General features: G+C 32.8%; 26 protein-coding genes and 2 pseudogenes. 20 read left to right on the top strand and 8 right to left on the bottom strand.

The window, feature by feature from the left end:
* Positions 1-188: 188 nt before the first annotated feature.
* The 4 genes from J7Q84_RS02420 to J7Q84_RS02405 all read left to right on the top strand — a co-directional run bounded on the left by J7Q84_RS02420 (position 189) and on the right by J7Q84_RS02405 (position 3,123).
* Positions 189-917, top strand: coding sequence for a YwaF family protein (locus tag J7Q84_RS02420; RefSeq protein ID WP_209092791.1), 729 nt, complete (start codon positions 189-191; stop codon positions 915-917).
* Between the two features lie 315 nt (positions 918-1,232).
* Complete coding sequence (locus tag J7Q84_RS02415) at positions 1,233-1,760, top strand: hypothetical protein (protein WP_209092790.1); 528 nt, start codon at positions 1,233-1,235, stop codon at positions 1,758-1,760.
* 179 nt (positions 1,761-1,939) lie between these two features.
* On the top strand, positions 1,940-2,266 hold the full coding sequence (locus J7Q84_RS02410) for an Mpo1-like protein (RefSeq protein ID WP_209092789.1): 327 nt from the start codon (positions 1,940-1,942) through the stop codon (positions 2,264-2,266).
* 200 nt (positions 2,267-2,466) lie between these two features.
* Positions 2,467-3,123 (top strand): uridine kinase family protein, encoded by a 657-nt coding sequence (locus J7Q84_RS02405; protein WP_209092788.1) that lies wholly within the window; start codon positions 2,467-2,469, stop codon positions 3,121-3,123.
* A 450-nt stretch (positions 3,124-3,573) separates the two neighbouring features.
* Here J7Q84_RS02405 and J7Q84_RS02400 read toward each other — a convergent pair whose 3' ends face one another.
* Complete coding sequence (locus J7Q84_RS02400) at positions 3,574-5,037, bottom strand: pyridoxal phosphate-dependent decarboxylase family protein (RefSeq protein WP_209092787.1); 1,464 nt, start codon at positions 5,035-5,037, stop codon at positions 3,574-3,576.
* Between the two features lie 57 nt (positions 5,038-5,094).
* Entirely contained in the window at positions 5,095-6,264 is a 1,170-nt protein-coding gene (locus J7Q84_RS02395; protein ID WP_209092786.1) for a DUF819 family protein, read from the bottom strand.
* Positions 6,265-6,610: 346 nt separating this feature from the next.
* Here J7Q84_RS02395 and J7Q84_RS02390 point away from each other — a divergent pair, with 346 nt between their 5' ends.
* The 7 genes from J7Q84_RS02390 (at position 6,611) to J7Q84_RS02360 (ending at position 12,193) form a co-directional block, all read left to right on the top strand.
* Positions 6,611-7,270, top strand: coding sequence for a site-specific integrase (locus J7Q84_RS02390; RefSeq protein ID WP_209092785.1), 660 nt, complete (start codon positions 6,611-6,613; stop codon positions 7,268-7,270).
* The gene (locus tag J7Q84_RS02385) at positions 7,260-7,463 is read left to right on the top strand and encodes a hypothetical protein (protein ID WP_209092784.1); all 204 of its coding nucleotides are present in this window, start codon (positions 7,260-7,262) and stop codon (positions 7,461-7,463) included. Before J7Q84_RS02390 ends, J7Q84_RS02385 begins: the two co-directional genes overlap by 11 nt.
* 223 nt (positions 7,464-7,686) lie before the next feature.
* A complete protein-coding gene (locus J7Q84_RS02380) occupies positions 7,687-8,100 on the top strand; it encodes an endonuclease domain-containing protein (RefSeq protein ID WP_209092783.1) in 414 nt (137 codons plus the stop codon).
* Positions 8,101-9,281: 1,181 nt separating this feature from the next.
* Positions 9,282-10,082 carry a GNAT family N-acetyltransferase gene (locus tag J7Q84_RS02375; RefSeq protein ID WP_209092782.1) on the top strand — a complete coding sequence of 267 codons (801 nt, stop codon included), beginning with the start codon at positions 9,282-9,284 and terminating at the stop codon, positions 10,080-10,082.
* Positions 10,083-10,566: 484 nt separating this feature from the next.
* On the top strand, positions 10,567-11,043 hold the full coding sequence (locus tag J7Q84_RS02370; RefSeq protein ID WP_209092781.1) for a DUF4240 domain-containing protein: 477 nt from the start codon (positions 10,567-10,569) through the stop codon (positions 11,041-11,043).
* Positions 11,044-11,236: 193 nt separating this feature from the next.
* The gene (locus J7Q84_RS02365) at positions 11,237-11,959 is read left to right on the top strand and encodes a tetratricopeptide repeat protein (protein ID WP_209092780.1); all 723 of its coding nucleotides are present in this window, start codon (positions 11,237-11,239) and stop codon (positions 11,957-11,959) included.
* A gap of 45 nt (positions 11,960-12,004) precedes the next feature.
* Complete coding sequence (locus J7Q84_RS02360; protein ID WP_209092779.1) at positions 12,005-12,193, top strand: hypothetical protein; 189 nt, start codon at positions 12,005-12,007, stop codon at positions 12,191-12,193.
* Positions 12,194-12,736: 543 nt separating this feature from the next.
* Here J7Q84_RS02360 and J7Q84_RS18190 read toward each other — a convergent pair.
* A pseudogene (locus J7Q84_RS18190) lies at positions 12,737-12,874 on the bottom strand (IS1595 family transposase); the annotation flags it as partial.
* Positions 12,875-12,999: 125 nt separating this feature from the next.
* A complete protein-coding gene (locus J7Q84_RS02355) occupies positions 13,000-13,650 on the bottom strand; it encodes an SMI1/KNR4 family protein (RefSeq protein WP_209092778.1) in 651 nt (216 codons plus the stop codon).
* 563 nt (positions 13,651-14,213) lie between these two features.
* Here J7Q84_RS02355 and J7Q84_RS02350 point away from each other — a divergent pair.
* The 5 genes from J7Q84_RS02350 to J7Q84_RS02330 all read left to right on the top strand — a co-directional run bounded on the left by J7Q84_RS02350 (position 14,214) and on the right by J7Q84_RS02330 (position 18,410).
* Complete coding sequence (locus J7Q84_RS02350; RefSeq protein WP_209092777.1) at positions 14,214-14,780, top strand: sigma-70 family RNA polymerase sigma factor; 567 nt, start codon at positions 14,214-14,216, stop codon at positions 14,778-14,780.
* Positions 14,777-15,883 carry a DUF4179 domain-containing protein gene (locus tag J7Q84_RS02345; RefSeq protein ID WP_209092776.1) on the top strand — a complete coding sequence of 369 codons (1,107 nt, stop codon included), beginning with the start codon at positions 14,777-14,779 and terminating at the stop codon, positions 15,881-15,883. The genes J7Q84_RS02350 and J7Q84_RS02345 overlap by 4 nt, the downstream gene beginning before the upstream one ends.
* Before the next feature lie 832 nt (positions 15,884-16,715).
* Complete coding sequence (locus tag J7Q84_RS02340) at positions 16,716-17,078, top strand: PadR family transcriptional regulator (protein WP_209092775.1); 363 nt, start codon at positions 16,716-16,718, stop codon at positions 17,076-17,078.
* The gene (locus J7Q84_RS02335) at positions 17,039-17,800 is read left to right on the top strand and encodes a VanZ family protein (protein WP_209092774.1); all 762 of its coding nucleotides are present in this window, start codon (positions 17,039-17,041) and stop codon (positions 17,798-17,800) included. The genes J7Q84_RS02340 and J7Q84_RS02335 overlap by 40 nt, the downstream gene beginning before the upstream one ends.
* A gap of 190 nt (positions 17,801-17,990) precedes the next feature.
* Positions 17,991-18,410, top strand: a complete 420-nt coding sequence (locus J7Q84_RS02330) for a GNAT family N-acetyltransferase (RefSeq protein WP_209092773.1) — start codon at positions 17,991-17,993, stop codon at positions 18,408-18,410.
* A 384-nt stretch (positions 18,411-18,794) separates the two neighbouring features.
* Here the strand turns inward: J7Q84_RS02330 and J7Q84_RS02325 are convergent, their stop codons facing one another.
* Complete coding sequence (locus J7Q84_RS02325; protein ID WP_209092772.1) at positions 18,795-19,127, bottom strand: hypothetical protein; 333 nt, start codon at positions 19,125-19,127, stop codon at positions 18,795-18,797.
* Positions 19,128-20,703: 1,576 nt separating this feature from the next.
* Here J7Q84_RS02325 and J7Q84_RS02320 point away from each other — a divergent pair.
* A complete protein-coding gene (locus tag J7Q84_RS02320; RefSeq protein WP_209092771.1) occupies positions 20,704-21,117 on the top strand; it encodes a hypothetical protein in 414 nt (137 codons plus the stop codon).
* Between the two features lie 60 nt (positions 21,118-21,177).
* Here J7Q84_RS02320 and J7Q84_RS02315 read toward each other — a convergent pair whose 3' ends face one another.
* The 3 genes from J7Q84_RS02315 to J7Q84_RS02305 all read right to left on the bottom strand — a co-directional run bounded on the left by J7Q84_RS02315 (position 21,178) and on the right by J7Q84_RS02305 (position 22,892).
* A complete protein-coding gene (locus J7Q84_RS02315; RefSeq protein WP_209092770.1) occupies positions 21,178-21,687 on the bottom strand; it encodes a hypothetical protein in 510 nt (169 codons plus the stop codon).
* A gap of 291 nt (positions 21,688-21,978) precedes the next feature.
* The gene (locus J7Q84_RS02310) at positions 21,979-22,329 is read right to left on the bottom strand and encodes a transposase (RefSeq protein ID WP_209092769.1); all 351 of its coding nucleotides are present in this window, start codon (positions 22,327-22,329) and stop codon (positions 21,979-21,981) included.
* A gap of 143 nt (positions 22,330-22,472) precedes the next feature.
* Complete coding sequence (locus J7Q84_RS02305; RefSeq protein WP_209092768.1) at positions 22,473-22,892, bottom strand: DUF6678 family protein; 420 nt, start codon at positions 22,890-22,892, stop codon at positions 22,473-22,475.
* A gap of 194 nt (positions 22,893-23,086) precedes the next feature.
* Between J7Q84_RS02305 and J7Q84_RS02300 the strand changes: the two genes are divergently transcribed.
* The 3 genes and pseudogenes from J7Q84_RS02300 to J7Q84_RS02290 all read left to right on the top strand — a co-directional run bounded on the left by J7Q84_RS02300 (position 23,087) and on the right by J7Q84_RS02290 (position 24,772).
* On the top strand, positions 23,087-23,458 hold the full coding sequence (locus tag J7Q84_RS02300) for a hypothetical protein (protein WP_209092767.1): 372 nt from the start codon (positions 23,087-23,089) through the stop codon (positions 23,456-23,458).
* A gap of 166 nt (positions 23,459-23,624) precedes the next feature.
* Positions 23,625-24,133: pseudogene (locus tag J7Q84_RS02295) on the top strand (nucleoside deaminase).
* 69 nt (positions 24,134-24,202) lie between these two features.
* Entirely contained in the window at positions 24,203-24,772 is a 570-nt protein-coding gene (locus J7Q84_RS02290; protein ID WP_209092766.1) for a DMP19 family protein, read from the top strand.
* Positions 24,773-24,806 lie beyond the last annotated feature (34 nt).

The following is a 24,806-nucleotide window of genomic DNA, read 5'->3' as shown; positions in this document are numbered from 1 at the left end:
GTAATCTTAATGGATGGGGAAAAGGTATCTCCTACGTAGTGAGATACCTTTTTCTTTTATAGACGAAAATACTTACTACAAGAATTTATGAAGTAAGGAAGAGTTCAATCTACAAAGTCTAGATTTGATTTTATCGAATACAATGATACAAAACTGCACTTCAATCCATGTGATGGGGTGATGGCATCATGTTTTCTCCTGCAGAAATGCGTAATTTCGAATTATTCTCTACGGCTCATCTTGTTACAGTAGTACTATTTTTTTTCACATATTTTGCTTTAATGTATTACAGCAAAAAGCTTAAACCATATCAATCTATTATTAAATGGACCTTATTTTATCTTTTGATTGTTTGTGAAATATCGTTACATGTATGGCTTGTATTAACAAAAGAATGGCAGGTTAGTGATCTTCCTATCCAGCTCTGTTCACTCAGTACCTTTTTAGCATTATTCTTATTTTTAAAAAGCAATGAAAAAGCATTTTGGTTGTTATTCTTTATTGGTACTGTTCCTCCCATTTTAAGCATGGTTACACCGGATTTAATCTACCAATTTCCTCATTTTCGCTTCGTAAGATATTTTCTTCAACATGCAGCTATCGCGTTAGCTGTATTGTATTTTATTCTGTTTGAAGGCTATAGAGTGCCAAGAAACGCTATTTTATTTAGTTATGTAAGCGTGAACATTATTGCCGTGCCTGTTTTTTTCTTGAATCAACTGCTAGGTACGAACTTTTTTTTCTTAGCGAATCCATCACAAACAAAAACATTATTAACATTTTTCGGAAAGGGCGTTATGTATTATATTAATCTTGAAATAGCAGCAGTAATCGTATTTATTCTTACGTATATTCCTATGGGGATTTTACAAAGAATAGAAAATAAGAAGAGTAGGAATGAGGAAAAAATGAATTAAGAAAGCCATTGAAGGAATCCATGAACCCGAGTTGACTTGAAAAGTCAGCTCGGGTTTTCTGTATAATACGAGCAAGATTATATTTTATTGTAATTAACCTGTTTCTATCAAATTACTATGATTGGACAAACTTGATGGTAGTAATCTTTTAATTTTTATAAAATATTTAAATATATACTACTTGCTGATGATAGGGACTACATACATAGATTAGTTGTCTCAAATTGTTTACGAAATTATTTCTAAATATTCGTATTTTTCGTTATAATGAAATAGCATACATACTTACTTAAAACGTTCTAAGGGGTTGACGATGTGAAAAATAAAGTTATTTGGTTGCTATTTTGGACGATTATTGTTGGTGCGGTTTCATGGTGTGCGTATACGGTTACACCTTATGTCTTCGGTGACAAACCAATTCAAGCAACAGAACCAAGCAGTACTTCTAAAAAACCAGGTATGGACGAACAAGAAGTATCGCTAATAGAATATGGATCTACGACGGGATTTATTGAAACCTATCATCATATGTTGAATGAATTGACGGGATGGGGGAGAATTAATAATCCTGATTGGGATGAGGTTCATTCAACAGCACAGCAGGTTATGGAAAAACTGGATGCAATACAGTATAAAGGGGACTCAGATTTGCAGCAGGATTTTCAAGATATTTATAAATTAGCGAAAGAACTAGAAACGGCAAATGGAGGATTTTTTCCTAAGAATAATCTTCGAAAACTTCATCGATATTTTCACGACCTTGACGCTGTCATGAATTATAACCGAGGAGATGGAAACTATTACAAAATTACGAAGTGGGGAGAAGCGAATAGAAATAACTAGAGAGTAACCGTAGTTCAATTTTCTATTTGAATTTAGAAAACTAAACAGATTAAGGTAAGCAATTTGATAACATTTAATCAGTATAGTACATTTCCAAAAGGAATGATTATACTTTTGAACAAAAACATGTAATATGAATAAAATCTATCAATAAGAAGCTGTATTGAGGAGTGGAGAATATGAAGTTTAGAGATTATGAGGAATTTTGGCCATTTTATTTATCTCAGCACAGTAAGCCTTCCACAAGAGCTTGGCATTTTGTTGGTACGTCCTTTGTATTTATATGTATCATACTCTCTATAGTAACGAGCGTCTGGTTCTTATTATTAGCACCCGTTATTGCTTACGGACTTGCTTGGTTTAGCCACTTTTTTATTGAGGGGAACAAACCAGCTACTTTTGGTCATCCGTTCTGGTCACTGCGAGCTGATTTTCGTATGTATCGGTTAATTTTGTTTGGCCGGCTGCAACGAGAATTAGGTAGAATTTCAGTGGAAGGGAAATAAGGGATAGGATAAGTTCAGTGAGGATAAATTTGTTTAATGGATAATACAGTCATTTAAAAAATAAGGCTATTTGAAAATAGTGGTGGTATGATGGGAAATCATACCACTTTTTTAATTTATGTATAATAAAAAGAAAGGCCATTTTGATATTTGTTTCATTCAAATAAGGGCAGAGTATAGTTAATAAAGGGGAGAGAATGATGGATACGTTAATACAAGAAATCATAAGTTGGACCAGAATGACTGATGAGCAGGTTGTTATTGGCATTTCAGGGCATGGTGGTGCTGGAAAAACAACGTTTACTGATAGGCTCGTAAACCTATTAAACCAAAATGAAGTGAATTATATTAATACAGATCCATATATTATTAGTTCGAATGTACGAAAGCATACAATTATCCATTATACATATCAAAACGAAGATCATGGTTATAAAATGACGGCTTGCCATCCATCAGCACACCATTTGCCCTCTTTAGAAAGAGATATTCAGATGGTTAGAGACGGCTTAGATTTATATACGATAGATACACATTATATGAAAAGTAAGTTAATTTCACCAAAAAACAACGTAACGATTGTAGAAGGAATGAGTGTTGCATTCATTAATCCAGATTTATTTGACTTGAAAATTTATTTTTATACAGATGGTGAAACGGAATTAAGGAGAAGGGTGAATCGTGATGTTATTGAAAGGGGAACTGATATCAATTATTTAAGAAAGTCTCATGAAGAACGTCGCATTCAGTACGAAGTGTTTATGCATCCGTACAGCCAGCACTTTGATATTATTATTAAAACATCTGATGAAACAATATATTTAGAAAAAAATACATTTGAATTTCCATGCAAATAATCCAAGGTTAATTACTCAAATAAAGTGGCTTTTAACAATAGTTAAGCATAGCTAGAAATAATGCAAAGCCCGATACAATTATTATGTAAAGTGTATTTAATCCCATATGCTATTCAGTTGCATTGTAACACAATATATAAATCAAAAGAGTGAACAAAGCGTTCACTCTTTTTCAATAATGAAGTAACTCATAATTGTCTTTATACATATTTTTACAAGCTGGTTCTCTGCTAGTTGGATATTTTTTAGGCATACTTTTTAAAAGTGGGTAAAGAATCTATTATGTGCAATTTTTGTGTAATAGGTGCGGGAATTCTAGCAAAATCAGTCTGCAGTCGAAGTTTGCTACAGTTGCTACGTTTTTGCACTACATATCGCTTGAGATTGTAGCTTTATTAGTATAGTAATGCTTTCCTAAACATTTAAGTCCGTAGTGCTAAATGTTATGTGTTAATTACTTTTTTGTTTCATTTTCCTTTTTACATACCAATTTAAAAGTCCCTGAACGATTTCTTTTTTGTTGGATGGATGCTCTGTGGCCTCTGTCCCAGGAGCAAGTCCTTCATGATCAGTCAAATCTATTTCCTTAGCGTTAAGTTTGTATGAATTTGCAAACATTTGTGCAATTTGGTTTTTTACTAATTTTCTTAAAGGGATATGGGAAATCATTCCATAGGTAGCTGCTTGTCCTGTTTCTCCTAATTCAGGGTGAGCCAGCACTGTTGCTACCGCATCCTTTAAATCAGCTAAATATTGGTCAATAATCTTGTCATGTGATGCAATGACCATAGCATGAAGGGCATCAGGTCTCTGAATTCGGTCAATCAGCCAGCCCTTCTGTTCCATCACATCTCCAACAGCAAATATATTCAAATCTGGTTTAGTCGAGCGGTACGAAATAAGGCTAGCCTGCGGATTACCGATAATGTCCAGACCGTCTATAGCACGAATTCCTTCCGTAAGCTTGTTTACTGCATTCATTGTCCTTCTTGCCAACTCCATATAACCTTCACGGCCATTGGCTTGAATGCTTGCCCATGCCGCAGCATATGCTCCTCCTGGTCTAGTTCCTAATAATGCTGGTGAAGCAAACACTCCCCCCGGCCAATCTTCATTAACAAAAATTTGATACTTAAAATAATCTATGTTTCTATATAAAATGCATGACGCTCCTTTTGCAGCAAATCCATATTTATGAATATCAGCAGATATAGAAGTTACACCAGGCACCCGAAAATCCCACAAAGGCAATGAAGTACCATTAGCTTCAATAAAAGGAAGAATGTAGCCTCCCACGCAAGCATCCACATGTAGCGGGATGTCGTGCTTTTGAGCAAGTTCCCCCAATTGTTCAATAGGGTCTATTATTCCGTGGGGATATTCTGGAGCTGAACCTAAAATCATTATGGTATTTTTATTTATTCGTTTTTTTACAGCATCCACATCTACCCCATAGTCTGACGCAAGAGGTGCTCGTCGTATTTTGACGCCGAAATATTCGGCACCCTTATCCCAAGCAACGTGTGCCGTTTCTGGAATAATCATCTCTGGCTTTTTAATGCCCTTTGCTCGACCAAGGTCCCTATAAGTTTTCACGGCTAAAAGGCAGCTTTCTGTTCCTCCAGAAGTCATAACTCCACAAGCATTGTCATCGACATGAAATAGCTCTGCAGTAAATTTTAGTACTTCCTTTTCGAGTCTTTTTAAGCTTTTGAATGCTGTTGGATTTAATCCGTTTGCCGAAAAATACTTTGCATATGCGTCTTCAAGAAATTTCGTATATTCTTTATCTAGATAGTAGACTAGGCTCCAGGTTTTTCCTTCTTTATAAAGAGGGTCGTCTTTGCCAAACCTATCTAGTTCTTCTAATATTTCTTCGTATGGCCTGCCTTTTTCAGGGATAGATGAATTCATAGTTTTCAACCTCATTTCTTGAATTTTGATTTTTGCATATAAAACGGTATGGTCCTGTTATGCGAATAGAACTCGGTAGAGCATCGCCACAGCAATGGCGAGATAATTTCCAATTGCATATCCGATAATACCTGTTACAAGACCACCTATTAAAACATCCTTATTTTTTAATCCGTTTACTACCACCGGTACAAAAGGTGGAGAACACATTGCTGATACCGAGGTAACAATCATAGTATCGGAATCAATTTTAAACCACTTACACATGAGAGCGTGGAGCAGCACGCTTCCCAAAATGGAAAAGAGAACGTACAACAGTATATCCCAGTTAATATGGATAAGAACACTAAGCTTTGTCATCGAAGCAACGGTAAAGCAAAAAAGATAAATAATATACATACCAAACTGGAAGGAGTATTTAATTCTCCGTATTGGCCTAATAAAGGAAGAGGCAATACCGAGAGAAGTAATGAGCAGTATCGTGATGGCTGTACTAAAATTTTTCGGAAACAAGCTTCCAAGTACAACAGCAATGGCTAGTATCGTTGCAGAAACGAAAAAAGCAAGAAGCAAGCCTTTTAAAATGGAAGGTTTAAACATTTTGAAGTATGCTTCAATGGATTCATCGCTAATATCCGATGCAACAGTTCCTTCCTTTCTATCTAGGAACTTGTATGGTTTCAACTTGAATACTTTTTGAAAAAATATTCTCGCTACAGAAGCCATGAAAAAGATATAAATCAGTGAAAACACCGTATCGTATGTATTGAAGAGGATGTAGGTAGCGTTTGATACTTGCAGTGCAGACTTTATTGCCGCAAGATTTGGTGTTCCACCGGTATAAACCGCGACGGACATCCCTGCGAGCTTCCAGCCATCTTGTGCATTGGACCCGATGGTCAGTTGAAGTGCGAAGGTTGTTATAATAATTGCGATGATTGCAAGGAGCATACAGAATAAAGCAGTGCTAGACATTTTAATCCATTTTTTTACATCTAACGAAAACAAAAGCAATGGCAGAGCGATGGAAACGCTTACATCTTGCATCAAAGATTGCACATTATCAAAGCTACTCGGCAATATACCGATATTGCCAACAATCATACCTACGATATAGCAAAGCAAAACGATTCCTATCTTGTTTAAAAATGGAAATTTTGCGCATAGCCATATAACAAGTGCAGGAAACAATAGGAATGCTAATATGATTACTACATTTGTTGCCATAAAATCCTCGCTTTCTCGTTTGTATTTTTGATATAGAAATTTTAAAATATTCAATTAATATTTTATAACAAGAATAGAGATCATGCTATTTATTTATAACAACAAAGAACTTCCTTAATTTAGCAAGAAGGTCATATACTCAGATATAGGGGATTTTCAAAAATATTCGTATTGTACCTTACTTCCAACAGTATCTGCTAAAAGACATACAGGCCTTTGATATCGATACGTTTTACTCCAAGAAGTTGAAGGAAGGGTTATCCCCGCATACGTGAAAATCATGCACAACACGTTAAGTAAAGCTTTCCAGAAAGCTTTAAAATGGAAAATATTGCGGGAGACTCCTATGGATGGAGTAACTGCACCTTGCATTAAAAAGAAGCTTAAAGAAATTTGGACAAAAGAAGAGGCGAAACGATTCTTAGATGTATGCGAAAAAAGAAACTGTGCAATTCCATTTTTACTTGCAATTTTTACTGGTATGCGTCGAGGTGAGATATTAGGGCTTAAATGGAGACATATCGACTTGGAGCGCGGCGTCATCTATGTGCGTGAAAATCTGGTTCAAACCAGTAGTGGAATAGATATAAAAGAACTAAAAACATTAAGCTCACTGCGTGATGTTCATGTTTCACTCTTCGTTGTTGAGAAGTTAAGGGAGTACAAGCGGAAGCAAGAAACCATCCGGCAAACGTTAGGACATGAGTATGCTGATCATGATTTAGTCGTCTGTACTTACAGAGGCAACCCCTTATTTCCACGTAACTTGTTGCGAACGTTCAAAAGTATGATTAAAGTTGCCGGGGTTCCTAACATTACATTTCATGGTCTGCGACATACGCATGCCACAATCTTGATGATTATGGGAGAAAACCCGAAGGTTGTACAAGAACGATTAGGCCATTCTAGGGTAGCTGTCACCCTGGATTTTTACTCCCATACAAACCAAGAAATACAACGGAAAACGGCGACCCGTTTTGAAGAGGAATTCTTACATGAAAAATAAATGTGCAGTTTTTGTGCAATTTGAAGAAAATCAAAAATATGCATTGGAAAATGTAGGGGTAACGAAAAAGCGGAAACCCTTATGTATCAAGGGTTTCCGCTTCTCAAAAAGTATGATCCCGACTGGGTTCGAACCAGCGACCTCCACCCTGTCAAGAGGAATAGGCGAAGATAATGAATTATTTTCTGCATAAAACAGTTAAATATCTATATGTATTCTGATGTTGATTGGTTTTTTATGCAATAGAATTCAATGGAATAAAATGATTTAAATAATTATGTGCACTTTGTGTGCAATTTGAAACAGCCAGACATTTATGCAAAGGCAAAAACGTGGTGACTAAAATGGTCTAGAACCGTCTTATGCATAGTCGTCTGAGGTTTAGGCGGTTCTCAAAAAGAAAGGTGAGAACTAACATGTTATCGTATTTGAGTCACCAAGCTTATTATTATATGAAGAAGAATGTATTGAAAAAACCGACACCGGAAGAAATACTTTTGGCTGGGGAGTTACTGAAACGTGGAATTGACTTTGATCCGCAAGCTAAAATTGATCAGTGCACAGTCGATGGGCTGATTCACTACTATTTCCATCCGGCGAAGATTATAGTTGAAGTGGATGGACCCTATCATAAAGAGAAACAGCAGCAAGAGTGTGATGTAAATCGGATGTTGTTTCTTGCTATGAAGGGGTATTACACGATACGTGTAGATAATGAGGAAGTAAATGGTGATATTCAAAAAGTTGTGAGTTTTATTGTAGGATGGGGAAATGTTTTTAAGAAGTTCGAGACAGGTATGCAGAAGGAAAAGAATAAATTTTTACATTAAAGAAGTGGAGAAAGAGCATTGAAGTTTATTTTTCAATGCTTTTTTATTTTTGTAGAGCTTTCATTATATTTTTGATCAAAAGCTTGTTAGTTAAGGTTGGTAAAATCCTCTTTAATAGTATCCAAGTTGATTTGAGGTCAAGGAGATAAAAGCCATACTGTTTTTTAACCCTAGTTCTTTAGGAGGTTATAATTCACTACTGTTAATAAGACCTTATGTTAACTGGGGATGTATAGGATATTCATTGAAAATCTAACTTAAAGGAAATACGATTCGCTTGTAGAATTTTTTAGTAAGATAGATTACAAATTGAGGGAGAAAGTACAGATGTTGAAATATAGAACCATATTATCAGCACCGCTTGGATGTGCTACTGGATTATTCCTAGTGACATTATTTACTTCTAAAAATTTGAATGAAGCAATAGGAATAGCTACATCCTCTTTTATTGGTGGATTCATAGTTTCGTATATATTTTACCGAAAACAAAAATAACTACTAATCATGGGCGTTGTGTTAACTAAGGATGTATGGGATATGTATAGAGAAGTCCCAAAAAAGAAATAAACTAATACACCTTTATATGGTGAAATTTATATAATAGCTTCTTATAGGAGGAGTATTTCAATGGTTTATATTATACTTATTGCAGGTGCAATCATATTAACAATGGTAGACCTTGTAATGGTACCTAAAGAAAACAGATCAAGATGGTTAAAACATCCAAACACTCCTAAAAAAATCATAATAGGCATTAGTACCGTAATTATTTTAGTTTTACTCAACGTTTATTTCTTAAAGTATTAGTTTTTTGACAATATGTATGAAATCAAAAACAAAGTCATCTGCTGGATGGCTTTTTGTATATTTCTGATAACGAGGATTATGGTAACCTATATCTAATACAAGGAGGCGTTTTTAAACTATTAGCAGAAAAAAGATACTCAATTATAATTTCAGTTTTCATTATTATCATTATTGCAAATAGGTTTGAAAATGATGTAATCAGTGATGCTGTTGCTGGACTTATTATTGCTATCTTAATTGCAATAGCAACAAAGAAATATAACTTCCGAAAATGAGTTGTTATGTTATCCTCACATGAATAGAGTATACAAAAGGGGTTTACTAAATATTTAACGAATAGTAATAAAATTGGACATCCAGGAAAGGGAATTACTATGAAACACATACCAATACAAGAATTAGACAATATTACAATTATAGAAGCAATTGAATCTCATCATTGGGACTATCCACCTGAACTAATTCCGAGTGATGTAGAATTTGTTAACACAAAAGAACTGATTATGATAAAAAATCAAAACCTTAACAGTATACATGCCAATAAAGTAGTTCGTTTTAACTTTCAAAATGATTTGGATGAACCATTGCAAAAGGTTCATCAGTTTTATGGAGAATTATCTTTTTCATGGTGGATTCCCTTAACAAATACACCGCTTATAAAGCAACTATACCAAGTTGGATTTCAAACAATAGATCAATACACTGGTCTTGCGTTATCTCTACATACATTTGAAGTTCCCTCACTAAATAATGGATTTTCGTACTATGAAGTACAAACAGATGAACAGATTAAACAACTTGTAAAAGTAAGTTCTAAAATTTGGGGTTATAGCTCTTCCTTAGAAGAAGAGCTCTTGAAACAAAGGAGAGATTACATAAAAGCAAGCAAGGGTACCTCGGGATATATCATTTGCTGTGATGGAGAAAATGCAGTGGGATACGCTAATTTTAGATATAGTTGTGATGGCTCTATTCTATATTTACATGGATCAGGAGTATTACCGGAATATCGTAACAAAGGGATTTATTCAAATCTTGTATATAAGAGATTAAAAGTTGCTAAAGAAAGAGGAGTTACATTGGCTACTTGCCAAGCAAGAAAAGGGCATTCAGACCCGATTTTAAGAAAAATCGGCTTCCAAGTATATGAAACCTATTGTCATATAGCAAAATAACTAAATTCTGGCTTCGGATGTTATAGTACCCTTCAGTTTAAACGCTGAAGGGTTTTATCATATTCTAATGAACTCTTGTATATAGGAGTAGGTTACAAACTAAAGAAAAAAGTACATATGTCGCGATATAAAAACATCTCATCAGTACCGCTTTCGTCTGCTACTGTGGCAATTCTAACAACGCTGCTTATTTGAAAAAAGCAACAGAAAATGCAATATGCTTTTTTTGAATGCATTCATAGCTTCTTATATATGTTACCGAAAACAAAAATAACTTCAGATAACACTAACGTGAATAGATCATATACTTCAAAAGTGGGATACATACCTGTTCCTAAATCGTATAATGAAGAGGAAAAGGGGATTTGTATGAAGAAACAGTTATTTGTTTGCCTCTTTTTGGTATGTAGTCTGTTTCGTTGGTTGTAATCAAAGTAATTAAAGTGTAGTTATAAGTAAAAACACCACAAAGGAGAAGATTCAAATGTCTAACACATCTCAAAATCAGAAAATGGATGAGAATGAGTTCTGGAAAATTGTTGATATGTTTGATTGGGAGCATGAGGGTGATGACGAAGCAGTTTTGGAAGAGGCGGTAAACTATTTAAGTGAAAAGTCTAATGAAGATATATTTATTTTTGAGGACATACTCTCAAAATTGCTTTACGATTTGGACGGTATTGAATATGCAAAAAACATTGGTGAATATGCCTATGTTGACGATGAAGAATTTTTCTCCGTAGACAATTTTTTGTATGCAAGATGTGTGGTCATAGTAAATGGACGGGACTTCTATTATGACGTATTACAGAGTCCAGAGAAAATACCGAAGGACATGGAGTTTGAATCTTTATTGGGTATCACCAGAGAAGCATTTGAAAAGAAAAATGACGAAGAATTTGATTATATATCAAAGTTTGATTACGAAACATACAGTAATAAAGGCAAATGGAGAGAATAAAATCCTAAATTTGAACAAATACATACTAACCTGAACTTCCGGCTTTGAGCGTTATGTTAAACTCACAAGAATAGAGTATTCATCGTTACTAAATTATGTAAATTGAGTTATCTAATGTAATATCATTTATCATATTTGTTCAGTACAATCATATGTAATACAGCAATTAGACAAATATAGAGAGGAGAAACACATGACAAAATACAAAGATCAAATTCTGAAAGTTCAGGATTTCTATGACAATGAGGAATATACGAAAGTAATACGGCTTTGTGGGAGGTTGATAAAGGAGTATCCTGAATACCCTGACGCATACTTCGAGCGAGCCATGGCACGGATGGGGCAAGGTAAAGACAAACAAGCATTGCCTGATTTCGAGAAAGTATTGAAGATGACATCAGACTACCCTGGAGCAAAAGATTGGTATGCAAGAGCTTTGAGTTCGTCTTCCGAGCCGTATAAAGCAGCGGAAGCAAAGCTGGCAAGCAACCGAGAAGATGGATTAAATAAACATGCAATGGGAATATCTCCTTGGTCTTGGGCTGAGTGTGCACAATATTTTTATGATGCAGGCGCCAAAGAACGAGCTGAAGAAGTATTGCAGGAGTATTTCCGAGAATACGCACACGCTGTTACTCATTATGCTTGTTATAGCACAGCACCTTTGCGTGTGTACACCGCCCTTCACCTTGATAAAGGAGACATAAAAGGTGCGTTAGGAATAGCAGAACAAGCAAGATTTCACGAACATTATGTACCTGCCGATTGGGAACTGTGGATTAAGGTACTGGCTTTAAATGGTGAACCAGAAAAAGCTTTAGAAGAACTTAGGATATACATAAATCAAGAACTTGGTGGCAAGGAATTCGATGGTATTCTAGAACTCAGGGCAGAGATTCTTGCTATGCGTATATAAAGGAAAATTCTATTGGGGTTTCGTTCATGAAATGGAGGTAAAGAATTGCAGAGAAAAATTGTAATCACTTGTTTAGTTGCAATGCTAATAACGTTGCTTTATATAAATATGGGAAGAGTCTCAAAAGCATATGCAACTTCTAAACTTCATCTTACAGATGAAAAAATTGTTAAGGTTGTTTCAACTAATGAGGCCATGCAATACATAACGGAAATGGAGCAAGGCAAAGGATAAGACCGTATTATTGGCTTGATGGAGAAACAAGGATGGAAGTATCAAATATCATGGGATTGTTATAGAAAAGATATGTATCTTATGAAGCTTCTGATGTAAAATCATCATATCTTGATGAATAAGGGGAGATATGTAAAATGAATATCGGGATGGGAATGATATGTTTTATTGGTTCATTATTTCTGTTTTACGGAGCTTTAGTGAATAGAAAGAGAAAAAGTAGAGTATTCCCTATATTGGCTATATTAACAGGGGTATTTTTTATTCTCTCTTTACTGCTTCTCACGGGAGCTTATGACCCATATGCCGATAATCATCTACTTAAGTAATGACTATGTTCCAGAATTCATTACTATTTTCGAAACTCATTTTAAATTTGAGGAATGGAGCTTCTCACAAAAGACCGTATAAATACCTTTACGGTCTTTTCTTATGTGATTCTTCTCAATGTTTCTACCGTTATGCCCGACGCGCATCTGAATCCTTCCAAAAACATATCCTCTGTCTGGATTTGTTTTTTGGCTTTCTTTCGCATGTACAAGAATTGATGCCAGTACAGGTAGTTGTCGAGATACTTCGTTGCTACGCCGGACATCGAAACATCCATTCTTTTAAATGGCTATGGTAACTATTGACATGCTGAATATGATACAACCCGCGTTTGACATACTCTTTTTTTCGTGTACTCCTTCAAAGCAACAAACTATTCGAACACAGCCTTAAATTTACACATATTTTGACCAAAAAATTCGATTAAAACTGTAAAAAAAGAGCATTGAACTTTAATTCAATGCTCTTTTTAATAATTAAAGTTCTAGTCCCAAGCAAGTTCTAAACCTTTTTGCTGCCTCGCCATCTGGATTTATTCCACTTATAGAACTTGTTGTGAAAGGTAACCACTGCCAATCTTCACACCCTACAAAACCTAATCTTGACCAGTTTTCAATGAATTCGATGAAATTATTTGCAATCTTATATCCGTGTCCTTCTCCATCATCGTGACTGAGGTAAACTATCGGAGCATCAGTATTGTCTTTCATATCAAATGCTAAATAATCCCCATTTCCAACTTCACAAAATGCTAATTTGTTATGCCACACAACATCGTATTCATCTTCAGGGTTTGGGAATACATTGTCTATCCAACCTTTTCGGTCTTCTTCGAATTGAGGAAGGTATTCCAAACTCCAGTGAGGTGTACCGCAAAAAATCCCTCTAAATTCAATTGGTAGCTCTATATTGTCTGGTAAAAACCAACGTAAGTTGAAAATACCAGAGAATTCAGTAATAACCTTCTTAAAACTTGCAGGTAGTTTAACTCCGAGATGTTCTTCTGTTTGCAATATTTGTTCAAGCGAAGCTGGTTCATCTATAACAACTTCCCGAACATCTCCTCCTAACTGTTGAATTCTAGAAATAATGGTTTCTATTCTTTCTTTTAGCAATGCGTAATCCACCTAATCACCCCGATGTTTAATCAATATCGCAACATAAACAGAGCTCTAATCAGCAAAGACAATAGATATTGTACGATTTTAATTTATATGCTAATTTTCTGTTATTTCCATTAAAGTTTCAACTCAAACGTTATTTTAACAATAAAAAAGTCAGAATAATAAATTGCTATTTGAGCTGGTTTTATCCTATTAATTTTATTGTTTTCTCTCTCAAAGGAGAACCTATTAGTCTTGAAGAGAATCCTTTTGACTATTTTGGTAAGCATGTTAGCTTTAACTGTCATGTATTTTTTTACTACCGTATCTCTAAATTAGGACTACTGATAATCCGGTTTATATGAACAAAAACCCTTTTAGACACAAGGTCTGAAGGGTATTTTTATTGAATGTTAGATACATTGACTGCTGATAAGGCTACTTTATGTGAAAATCTTACATCAATATGGTATGCAAACATAAACGTCACTCTAAATTAAAGTATTTTATTGCAAATGTGAGAAAAAATCTTTTTTCAATACGTTATATAAGGTATAAGAGCTTTTACAAAAAAGGGGAGTTGTTACATGAAGTCTAATGATGAAAATTTTATACAGCGATTACAGCGTCAAAAAGAAGACGCATTAGAATTCATAGTTGATACATATTTGCCATTAATAAAAGGGATAACTTATAAAGTTCTCGCCCCCGTTGAAAACAGCGGCATGATAGAGGAATGTATCAATGATATTTTTCTTTCCATATGGAACAATTCGAAAAAATTTCATGGAGATCCGACTGATTTTAAAAAATGGATTTGTGCCATTGCTAAGTTCAAAGCTGTCGATTATTACAGAAAAATTAGTAAGAACGTAGAACACACTCCTAATTATCTGGATTTGAGTGTGGAAAAATCAGCAGAAGATGAACTTATTATGATAGAAGACAGAGCTGAGCTCATCCAGTTGATTAATTTATTAGATCCTGTTGACCAAAATATTTTTATCATGAAGTTCTTTCTAGGTTTAAAAACTGAGGACATATCTGCAAAGCTTGGGCTGACCAAGGCTTCGATAGATAATCGAATTTATAGAGGGAAAAAGAAACTTTATAAAAAAGCTACGAATCTTAATCTAGGAGGTAGTGTAGTATGAAGGATATTTATGAATTATTAAATGATATGGATATAGATGAAAATGTATTTGAGGAAATGGAAGTGCATGAATTTGAAAAAGCTAAAGTAAAAAGAACATTAAAACAATTAATAAATAAGAAGAAAAAAATGAAGGGTTGGAAAAAGAATCTTGTGGTAGCTTCCGTTATTTTTGGCTTTTCAGTTACAACGTTTGGAGTAACGTTTCCTGCCTATGCAGGTGGCATTCCAGTAATCGGAGATATTTTTAGATTTTTGGATAATGGAAGAACAGGTCTTTATGATAATTATAAGGAATATTCTAGTGAGATAAACATGGCAAGAGAAAGTAATGGTATTAAAGTCACGATAAATGATGCCGTATTTGATGGAGAAACCGTTTCATTAACATATTCCATAGAAAGCAATCAAGATTTAGGTGATAATCCTATCATTCTTGAGCATCTAGATATAAAAGAGTCAAAAGGATTGGCTGGTAGCTCTAAAATTTCAAAAGTGGGTGAATATAATTATGTAGGTCTAATAACAGCTAGTACATTTAATCTTAATGATGAAGATACTGTAAATTTAAAATGGAATATTAATAGTATAACAATTCCAGAAAAACAGACAGAAATAAAAGGTAATTGGAACTTTGCTCTTTCATTAAAGGCAGCTGAACATAAGGATCAATTAAGTGATCATAGTGCAGAAAAACATGGAGTAAAAGTAACGATAGGAAAAATATCGGTCACACCGATGTCCTTTATCGTTTATTTTAATCAAGTCATTTCTGAGAAGGTCAGAAACAAGTGGCACGGGGTAGATGTGGATGTAGAAATTAAAGATGACTTAGGAAATAGATATTCTGGTGCAGGAAATGGAGGTTCAGGTGATAGTGAGGGTTATAACATGAGTTTGAGTAAAACTTTCGAAAAATTAGACCAAAATGCAACGAAACTTATTATCACACCTCATATAACCTTATATGAATATACTTCTGATAATTATGGTTCAGTCGAGATAACGAAAGATGGGCCAAAGGAACTTCCACTAATAGAAAAACCTGGTAAAGGGAAAGAAAAATTTGTATTAGATGACATCATTCTTGAATTAAAGAAATAACTTAATAAACTGAAAGGGCTGTCTTATGTAAATAGGATAGTCCTTTGTATACAAGACACCACCTGAATGCTAGAGACATGGACTGCTTATGTAAACACTGCATAAATGGAGAACACAAGAGAGTTTTCTCTGCTTTAGTTAGAAGGTGGTACTTTGTTATAAATTGGAAAAGTTTTTTGTACTAAAAATTGGAGGAGTCGGAGTTTTATCAAACATTTTTTGATTGAAGCTTGTTTCAGCATCAATCTATTTACTTTATTTATCTAAGCCAGATGGAGCAGGATGGGACTCAAATCTAGGTGTATTTGGAACACCTTTATTTAACATTGGAACGATACCGATGTCGTTAAGTGCAACATTCTTTTTTATTGGTGTTTTTTATGTTTATAAAGATATCAAAGCATAAGTTAATTCAACTAATGGATGCGTTAGTTACATAACAAAGTCGGCTGTATAGTCGATTTTTTTGCACTAATGGACATTATTTGAACAGGATTTATGAATTAATGAATAAAAATTTATTATACAGAAAGTTATATCAAAGAACGGGGGATTGGGAGATGAAACGTGTTCTTTTAGGTATAGTGGTGATTATGATAATTTTAATTGGAATTTACTATGCAACAACTCCTATCGGTTAGGAGTTATTGAACTAATGCTAAGCGTTAGTTATAAAACACGAGTTGCTTGGGGGACTCTTTTTTGTTCTATTAAATTACAGTTTAGTTGAATAACTTTTCAATAGAAAGAGAAAATAAATCTATAACCTTGTAATACGATGTACTAAGGTGAAGCGATGCTTAATATATATAGTATGAAGTGAGGTGTTGTTATGGATAAAGAAATCATGAAAGGCAGTATTGATATTTTACTACTCTCGCTTATGAACACTAAGGAAATGTACGGGTATGAAATTGTAAAAACATTGAAAGAAAATAGTAATGAACTTTATAACATGAGTGAGGGAACTCTATATCCTGCGTTAAAAAGATTGGAAAACAAAAATTGGCTTCAATCTTATTGGGGTGATTCAGACGGAGGTGGGAGACGAAAATATTACAAAATTACAAAAGGTGGGAAAAAAGAATTAAATAGAAAAATATTAGAATGGACTCAAATTAACAATTTAATAAAAGTTTGTTTGGAGGGAATGGCTTGGATAAAACCATTGAAACCTATCTTAATCAGATGGTAAACGAATTGAATTGTGATGAGAAAGAAAAAAAAGAAATAGCTGAAGAAATGAACGATCATTTAAACTTGTTGAAAAATGAGTATATCGAACAAGGTTTTACGGATGAAGAAGCGATACAAAAAGCATTGAAAAGTTTTGGTGAACTAAGAAAAATAAGTAATGGATATCAAGAATCCTTGTATCCTTATTACAAACTATTCAGGGGAGGAACTTGGATTTTATTCGGCTTATATTCTCTTGTTTTACTTTGGAATTTACTGTTTGTACGAATGATTGATCGAATTATTAATCACGATTTATTTAATCGATACTTTTGGTATCCACAAAACTATAATAGTATTTTTGACATGGAAGTTTGGAAGTTAAATGCAAGTATTATTCCTTTTAAAAATAGTTTTGATTACATTACTGGATCTCAACGATTTAACCTAGATATTATCATCAATAATACAGTAGGAAACATTCTAATATTTCTACCTTTAGGAATGTTTCTTCCTATCTTATTTAAGAAATACAATATGCTCTCGAAAGTTTTTATTAGCTCGATTATTATTAGTTTTTTAATTGAAGCCCTACAATTTTCCCTTCAAATTGGTCAGTTTGATATAGACGATATAATATTGAATACAATAGGATGCATTATAGGTTATTTCGTCATAATAACAATATATAAAATTAGAAATTTACCTAAAAAGAATATATTTCAAGAAACTAAAAGTTAAAAACTAAATTTTACTTTTTATGTTTTTATATTACTTCTTATTCAACGAACGCATGCATTAGTTGGACAATATGATCGACTATATAGTCGATTTTTTTATTGGACTAAATGGGAGGATAGCTGAACAAGGACTTTTAATAAATTTAGGAGAAATTATTAATTAATGACTCTATAAGAAATAGGGGTGACATATGGAAGTTCGAATTCATAGTGATTTTACCAACGCAAATCTTTATGAAATGGAAGATGTTTATTATTCTGTCGGGTGGACAAAACATACAAGTGAAATTATTAAACAAGTTTTTGGTGCGAGCAATGTAATAGCTTTAGTTACCGTTGATGATCGAATTGTTGCATTCGGTAGAGTGATGTCAGATGGTATTTTTAATGCAGCAATTTATGATGTGGTTGTACACCGTGATTTTCAAGGACAGGGAATAGCTAGAAAAATTATGGAGTTTTTACTTAATAAACTGAGCAATGTTTCTTGTATACATTTAATTTCAACAAATGGAAATGAAGATTTTTATCGAAAAATGGGATTGAAAAGTCTTAAAACAGGAATGGGGAGGTATTTAAATCCAATTTTAAGTAATGATTATTTAGAGTGAGATAACAATCCTTATTCAACCAACGCTTAGCGTTAGTTGAATAAGGAACTCAAGGTTCTTAGTAGAAGATCAGTATTCAAATGAGAAGGATAATTGTTTGTTATGGAGGGAAGTAAGAGTGCAAATAAACAAAAAGAATATTGTGCGTTCAGTTATATCGACGATAGCAATACTAATCATTACCATATTGAATTTTACTGACCATCATTATGTTTATGGTACCGTTATGACATTGATTTCCATAGGTGCCATACATGATTTGAAATCAAAAATCAAGGCTGTTTTCGTATAAACTGTGGCTTTCTTTACCATACAGTTAAAATGTTGAGAAGTGTATAATAAAAGACCCCGAATAGAGAAGAGGTCTGAGGTATATGCAATGCTTCAATTAGATATTATTACTTGGTTTTTGGACTTACTGATGAACAGGATTAATATCCACCATACTAATAAAAATATATAGCCTATAACTGCAAAGATAGACCAAACTGCCCCCTGTTGCAATTGACTAACTAAGTGTTCAAATTCATTCATTCCTTCTATTCTACCAATGCTATTTATCAAACTAATAATTGGAACTGTAACAGTAAATAGGATGGCTAAAACGGACAATCCCCTATGTTTCCTTTTTACAACACTGAATATTGCAGTTCCTAATGTTGCGAAGAAAAACAAGTAATATAATGCCCAAAACCAATTAGGAAGAGTCTCCCACATTTTTTTACCCCCTTGATTAAAAATATCTGAAAAATCCCTTTATGTATAACATATTTTAACAGAATAAAAAACAAATATAATTATATATCCAAAAACAACAATTTTTTAGAAAACAGTCATCTAATTTGCCCCTTTTTCTTAAATTTTTGTATTTAGTTACTAAGACTACTGGTGAAATAAGAGAGAGTTCAAAAACACCATATAAAAACATAACAATTGTATTAGCCTATTTCCTCCTTACTTAAATTGTTATATGACAATTCTACTACTTTAATAGTATTATTAAATTTCAGAAAATTCAATAATAAACAAATGATAACTCTATAACAAAAACATACAATCCTAGGTAACATAACATCTCATTATCACCAGTATGGACAACCATTGAAGTCTTAAAATGAATGCTTTTTCATTCTTATTAGCAACAATCTTTTAGAACACAGCCAAATTCTTTTTAAATATCTTCATCAATGTTTGCGTTATCAAAATAGATAACATCAATACAAAAGCTGCTGTGTGTCCAAACTGTGATTTTGTAGCATTTTATATTGATGAGTATAGTAAATTTAAAAGGCTATGTTCTAAAAGATTGTTGCTAATAAGGGGACCCCACAGTTAAAATATGGATATCATATGCAATAATCTACACAGTCTATTGTCATTACTCTTCTTCCCAAACGTTGGGGTGACACAAGTGTATAAAAGTCTGTGTACTCAAACAAAAGAGAAATTGGTAAAAAGACAGTCACATCAATGCTTCATACCTTAGTGAATCTACCGATAATAATGTGTTATGTTAACCTCACATGTATAGGATGTACATTCGTAAATCAATATTAAATAAAATACAAGGAGTGTGAAGTGTGAAAAAACTACTAATTGCGGTTATGCTTTTATTGGTAAGTTTCATTTATGTAATCTTTAGGGTTACAAAACCTTTTTTGTATTTTCCTAAATTATCCATGAATGTCGATAATCCAGTAAGTCTGCATTGGAATAGAATAGCTATTGATACGGGATTTATACAAAATAGTCCGGACTCAATTTATTTAATTTGGATGACTCCAGTTTATTTGTTGGTTTTAATTGCATTAATTCTTACCTTCTTAGCATTCAAGAAGAAAAGGTGAAAACTAATCAATTCTTTATTGAACTACCGATAATTTCATTTATGTCGCCTGAAAGCCCACAAAAGGGGCTTTTTTCTTTCTGCGTATAAGTAGATCATATGAATTCACTCGTTTAAAAGCTCTCTTAGCGTACTAAAATAGTAGCGTTTTAACGTCAGAAACTCTATATAGAAGCGATTGTCACAAACAAAGTCAAGAAACATGACGTAATAGCAACACTCTTTAGGAACATAGCCATTTAAAAAGTAAAATCTTATATAACTAATGATGCATTAGTTGAAGATCACGAGTTGCTTGTAGCTCTTTTTTATTGGGGGAAATGGCAGTTTAGTTGAACAAGGAAGTTTAATGTATTTTGTAGAATACTAGTCACTCATATGATTGTTAATTTTAAGAAATCATATGAGTGTGATATAACAAATTTAAGTTTGTGAGGAGGGGACTTTTTGAAGAAATTAGGTTTATTAGCGTCTGTTTTATTTGTCATCTTAACGATTTTTTCAGGATGTGGAAAAGAACAACAGAAATTGACAAGAGTAACTTTTCAAGAGTTACAAAAAGATGGAACTTTTGGAGAGGAATCTGTTATTGCTGATAAAAAAACACTAGAGAAACTGGCATCTATTGTAGATGAAATTAAATGGGAAAAAGCAATTCCTTCAATGGCAAGAGAAGGGGATGTGAAAGCTGTTCTTTATTATGAAGAGGAGAAAAACATGCCTGAAAGATTATATGAATATGAAATTTGGTTTAATAAAAATGGAAAAGCTGAGTTTTTAAGTAATGATAAAGAAAAAAGCTATGGAAAGTTAAATAAAAATAAATCGGAAACATTAAAAAAATTGTTATTAAATAAATAATAATATTCTCTATGTAACTAACGCATGCTTTAGTTGAATAAGAATTAAAGTATTTTGTATTCATAACCCACTTTCACCTTCTACTAACAAACGCTTAAAATAATTAATTACAAATTTTTTATAAACATTTTCTAGTTTTTTTGAAAAAATTGAACCATATTCTAAAGTTTCCCACCAATCACCAGGTTTTTCTTCTAATGCCAACAACATAGAAGATAATACATCATTTTCAAATGACATTTTGTTAATTTCAGGAATTGTAGTTAATTTTCTAATAAAATTATATACCTTGTCATCTCTTTGCATTTCATCAAGCAAATTTTGGACTTCACAACATAAGGCTACTAAAGAACCTTGTCTTAATATATCAACTTCTTCATTAAACCCACTCATTCGTTCGTCGATTATCTCAACTAATATGAATTTTTCATAATTAACTGTTTCAAAGTCAATATTATGCCCAAATCCTCCATAGCTTCTTATCATATCTTGGTACATCCAGAAAATGTTTTTTATAGTTTCCCTGCATTCATCAAAGTTTTCAGTATGTAATTGAAAAAAGTTGTACATTATGTCCCTCCTTAACTATCAATGAATATAGCATATAAGACTAACTCTTCTATAAGAATGATTGATTTCCTTGTTCAACTAAACTGCCATTTACTTCAATAAAAAAAACTGCAATTAAGCAGTTTTTGATCTTCAACTATCGCATGATTTAGTTGCATTAACTTTCTAATAAAGTCTTTTTTATTTTTGGCTCTGTTAAATTAAATTGTTGATTTTCGAACAAAAATAAGACCACAAAAATTGTGGTCTTTGCTTTTTCTTATTCAACTAAAGCATGCGTTAGTTCAATAACTACTCTTTATCTTCAACATATCCCAGAAATAAATCTTGTAAATCTCCGTTTAAAAGTTCTTCATCCCCATTAATCTTCATTTCAATTTCATACTCGTCATCGGATATAGAAACTACTCCATCAAATACTCCCAAAACGTGGGATACAGTATCAACCTGAACTTGTTCAATTATTTTAAAAAGCATCTTTTTATTATCATCTGTGAGTTTCGCAAAGAAATTTAGTGCATCTTTCCAATAAGGATCTGTCGCATCTTTAGTTTCAGTATTAACAAATAAATCTTCATACTCAGAAAGACTTTCCTTAACTACTGATTGATATATATTTTTAACAAACTCTGCATTGTTCATATTCTTTCTCCTTTGTTAAAACTTTGTCCTCTAAATTTTATAACATTTTACCTTTTTTAACTAAGGAAATTTATAAAATCCCTTATGCAACTAAACTGCCATTTAGTTGAAGAAGAAAATCAACAATCTTTTATAACAGAGCCTTATTTTTTAGAAATCAAGTCGGTATTCGATATGTAGCCATAAATATAAAAGTCATTGTTCTTTTCAACATACGGTATTTTTAACTCTTGTAACAATGTACGAAATCCTTTTGTAAAATCAATAACTTCATCGTCTATAAGTCTTCGCTTATGTTTTAGATATCTAGGTTTAACTCTTATCCATTCGACTGAATAAAAAGGCAATATTCCCTCTTTCCAATCTCCTAAGTACCATACATCACCTTCGAATGATTCAGGTACAGGATTATCTTCCAAGACATATTTGACTTGAAAAGGAGGGGGAATTGGGAAATCGTTTATTATGGCCTTTTGTAATTTTTCCCACTTAGTATTATTCATAATGGGATGCAAATTTTTTTGGGAAATTCGACTATTTATTTTTATCTTTAGAGGATCCAAAAATCTCATCTCCTTTTTAAATTCACTTATAAATTTACCATTATTATATAGTACCTTATTCAACTATACTGCCATTTTGTTGAAGAAAAATAATCGACTAAACAGCCGATCTTGTTGTTCAACTAATGCATGCGTTAGTTATATATTATTTGATAATGGATGTTATTATTTGAGTGGTTCACCTGGAGGTAAAAATGGATAAGAATATAGACTTAGAAAAAAGAAAAATAAGCGATTTTTCTTTTTTTGATGTTAAACTAATTACTGATTTTCATTTAAAAATGTTTGAAGAGGCGTTTGAAAAGAAAGCTGTTCTTGATATTGAATTTGTAATTGAAAGAACTGGAACTTGGTATAAAACAATCATTAGGTTTCATGATCCACAAGAAATCAAATTTGAAGCTGGTGGAAACTTTCTCCAAGTATCATTAGATATAATAAACATTAGCGAACGGAGATGGGAGAATTTAAATCTTGAAGTGACGGATTTTGAAGACGATAGATTGCATTTTTATTGTTCGAAAGCTGAAGTTTTAGATATTAGAAAAACTTCATATAGTTTTTAACTTATTGAACTAACGCATGCGTTAGTTGAATAACACTTAGGAGCTGATTAATCAGCTCCTATTTCACTAATTGGCAATTTAGCTGAATTAGAAAAGGACTCTTTCTTAAATAAATAGAATTATAAAAAGGGATAACCATAGGTTTTAAATCTAGGAGAGAGAATTTATGAATATTGATAAAGATAGGTATTATTTAGAGTTGGCACTTGAAGAGACTGAAAAAACTTTAATGGAAAATAGATACCCAATTGGGGCTGTGATTGTTGATCAAAATTATGAACTCATTTCTAAAGGACGAAATAGAGTACATACACAGCAAGATACTACTGCACATGCAGAAATGGATGCTATACGAAATACGGGTGTTGAAATTTTTAAGGCAAAAGTTAACAGAGAAAAATTTACTATTGATACCACCTTAGAACCTTGTCCGGTGTGTACTGGTGGGATTTTATTTGCCAATATAAAAAGGGTAATATGGCTACTAAATGATGACATGGGTTTTGGTGAGTATCAAAAAATAAGTGATAGTAAAGTCTTTGAAATTAGGTTTAATGAAATCGAAATGATTGCAGAACCATATGTTGATTTTAAAAAAGGCAACAATATCTAATGAACAAATGGGCAATAAATCCAAATAACGTAATAAACTTACGAAATGAGATAAAAAGATAAGTTCTTATTGAACTAACTGATGCGATAGGTCAATAGGGTCGATAGTTTAATTCAAAGGTAGGTTTAGATATGAATGATAGGAATTATCGAGAATTTCTTAATAATTTAGTTTCATTTAAGCAGTTAAAAGATAAATCTGGCGAAGAAATCGTAGAAGAAATTGCATCAAACTTATATGAAGGAGAAAATTATTTAATATTCCAAGAGGAATATTTTTATAAAATCCCTGAACAAATTAGAGATATTATTCTTTTAATCAATTTTGATACTGAACTTGCAATGGAAGGTATATTGGGTTTCCTTGAAAACTCAAGTGGTGTTTATCTAAACGATACAATAGAAACCTTAGAAAAGATACAAGCAGAACAAGATCACAATATATTGAATAATATCAAGCATATATTGGATGAGAATAATATATCTACTTCTCAATTAAGAGTTAATACAAATGATCAAGAACTTTATAGCATTCAAAGCTTTAGTGAAACACATGGATCAGCATATGATGATATGGCAGATAGGATTTGTGAAATTGCGGAAAAACTTTATATTTCTTCTGAAAATAGAAACATATTTGATAACCTTATTTTGTATGTAGATAAAAATAAATCATTGTTGATCAGGGAACTAAACAACTGAAATTTCAAACTCTCTTATTCAACTAACTGATGCT

Origin of the sequence: Bacillus sp. 165 (genome assembly GCF_017742235.1) — a bacterium.
In the GTDB taxonomy this organism is placed as follows: domain Bacteria; phylum Bacillota; class Bacilli; order Bacillales; family Bacillaceae_G; genus JAGHKQ01.
The sequence above is the reverse complement of the archived record's forward strand: the minus strand, read 5'-3'. Positions and strand labels throughout refer to the sequence as shown.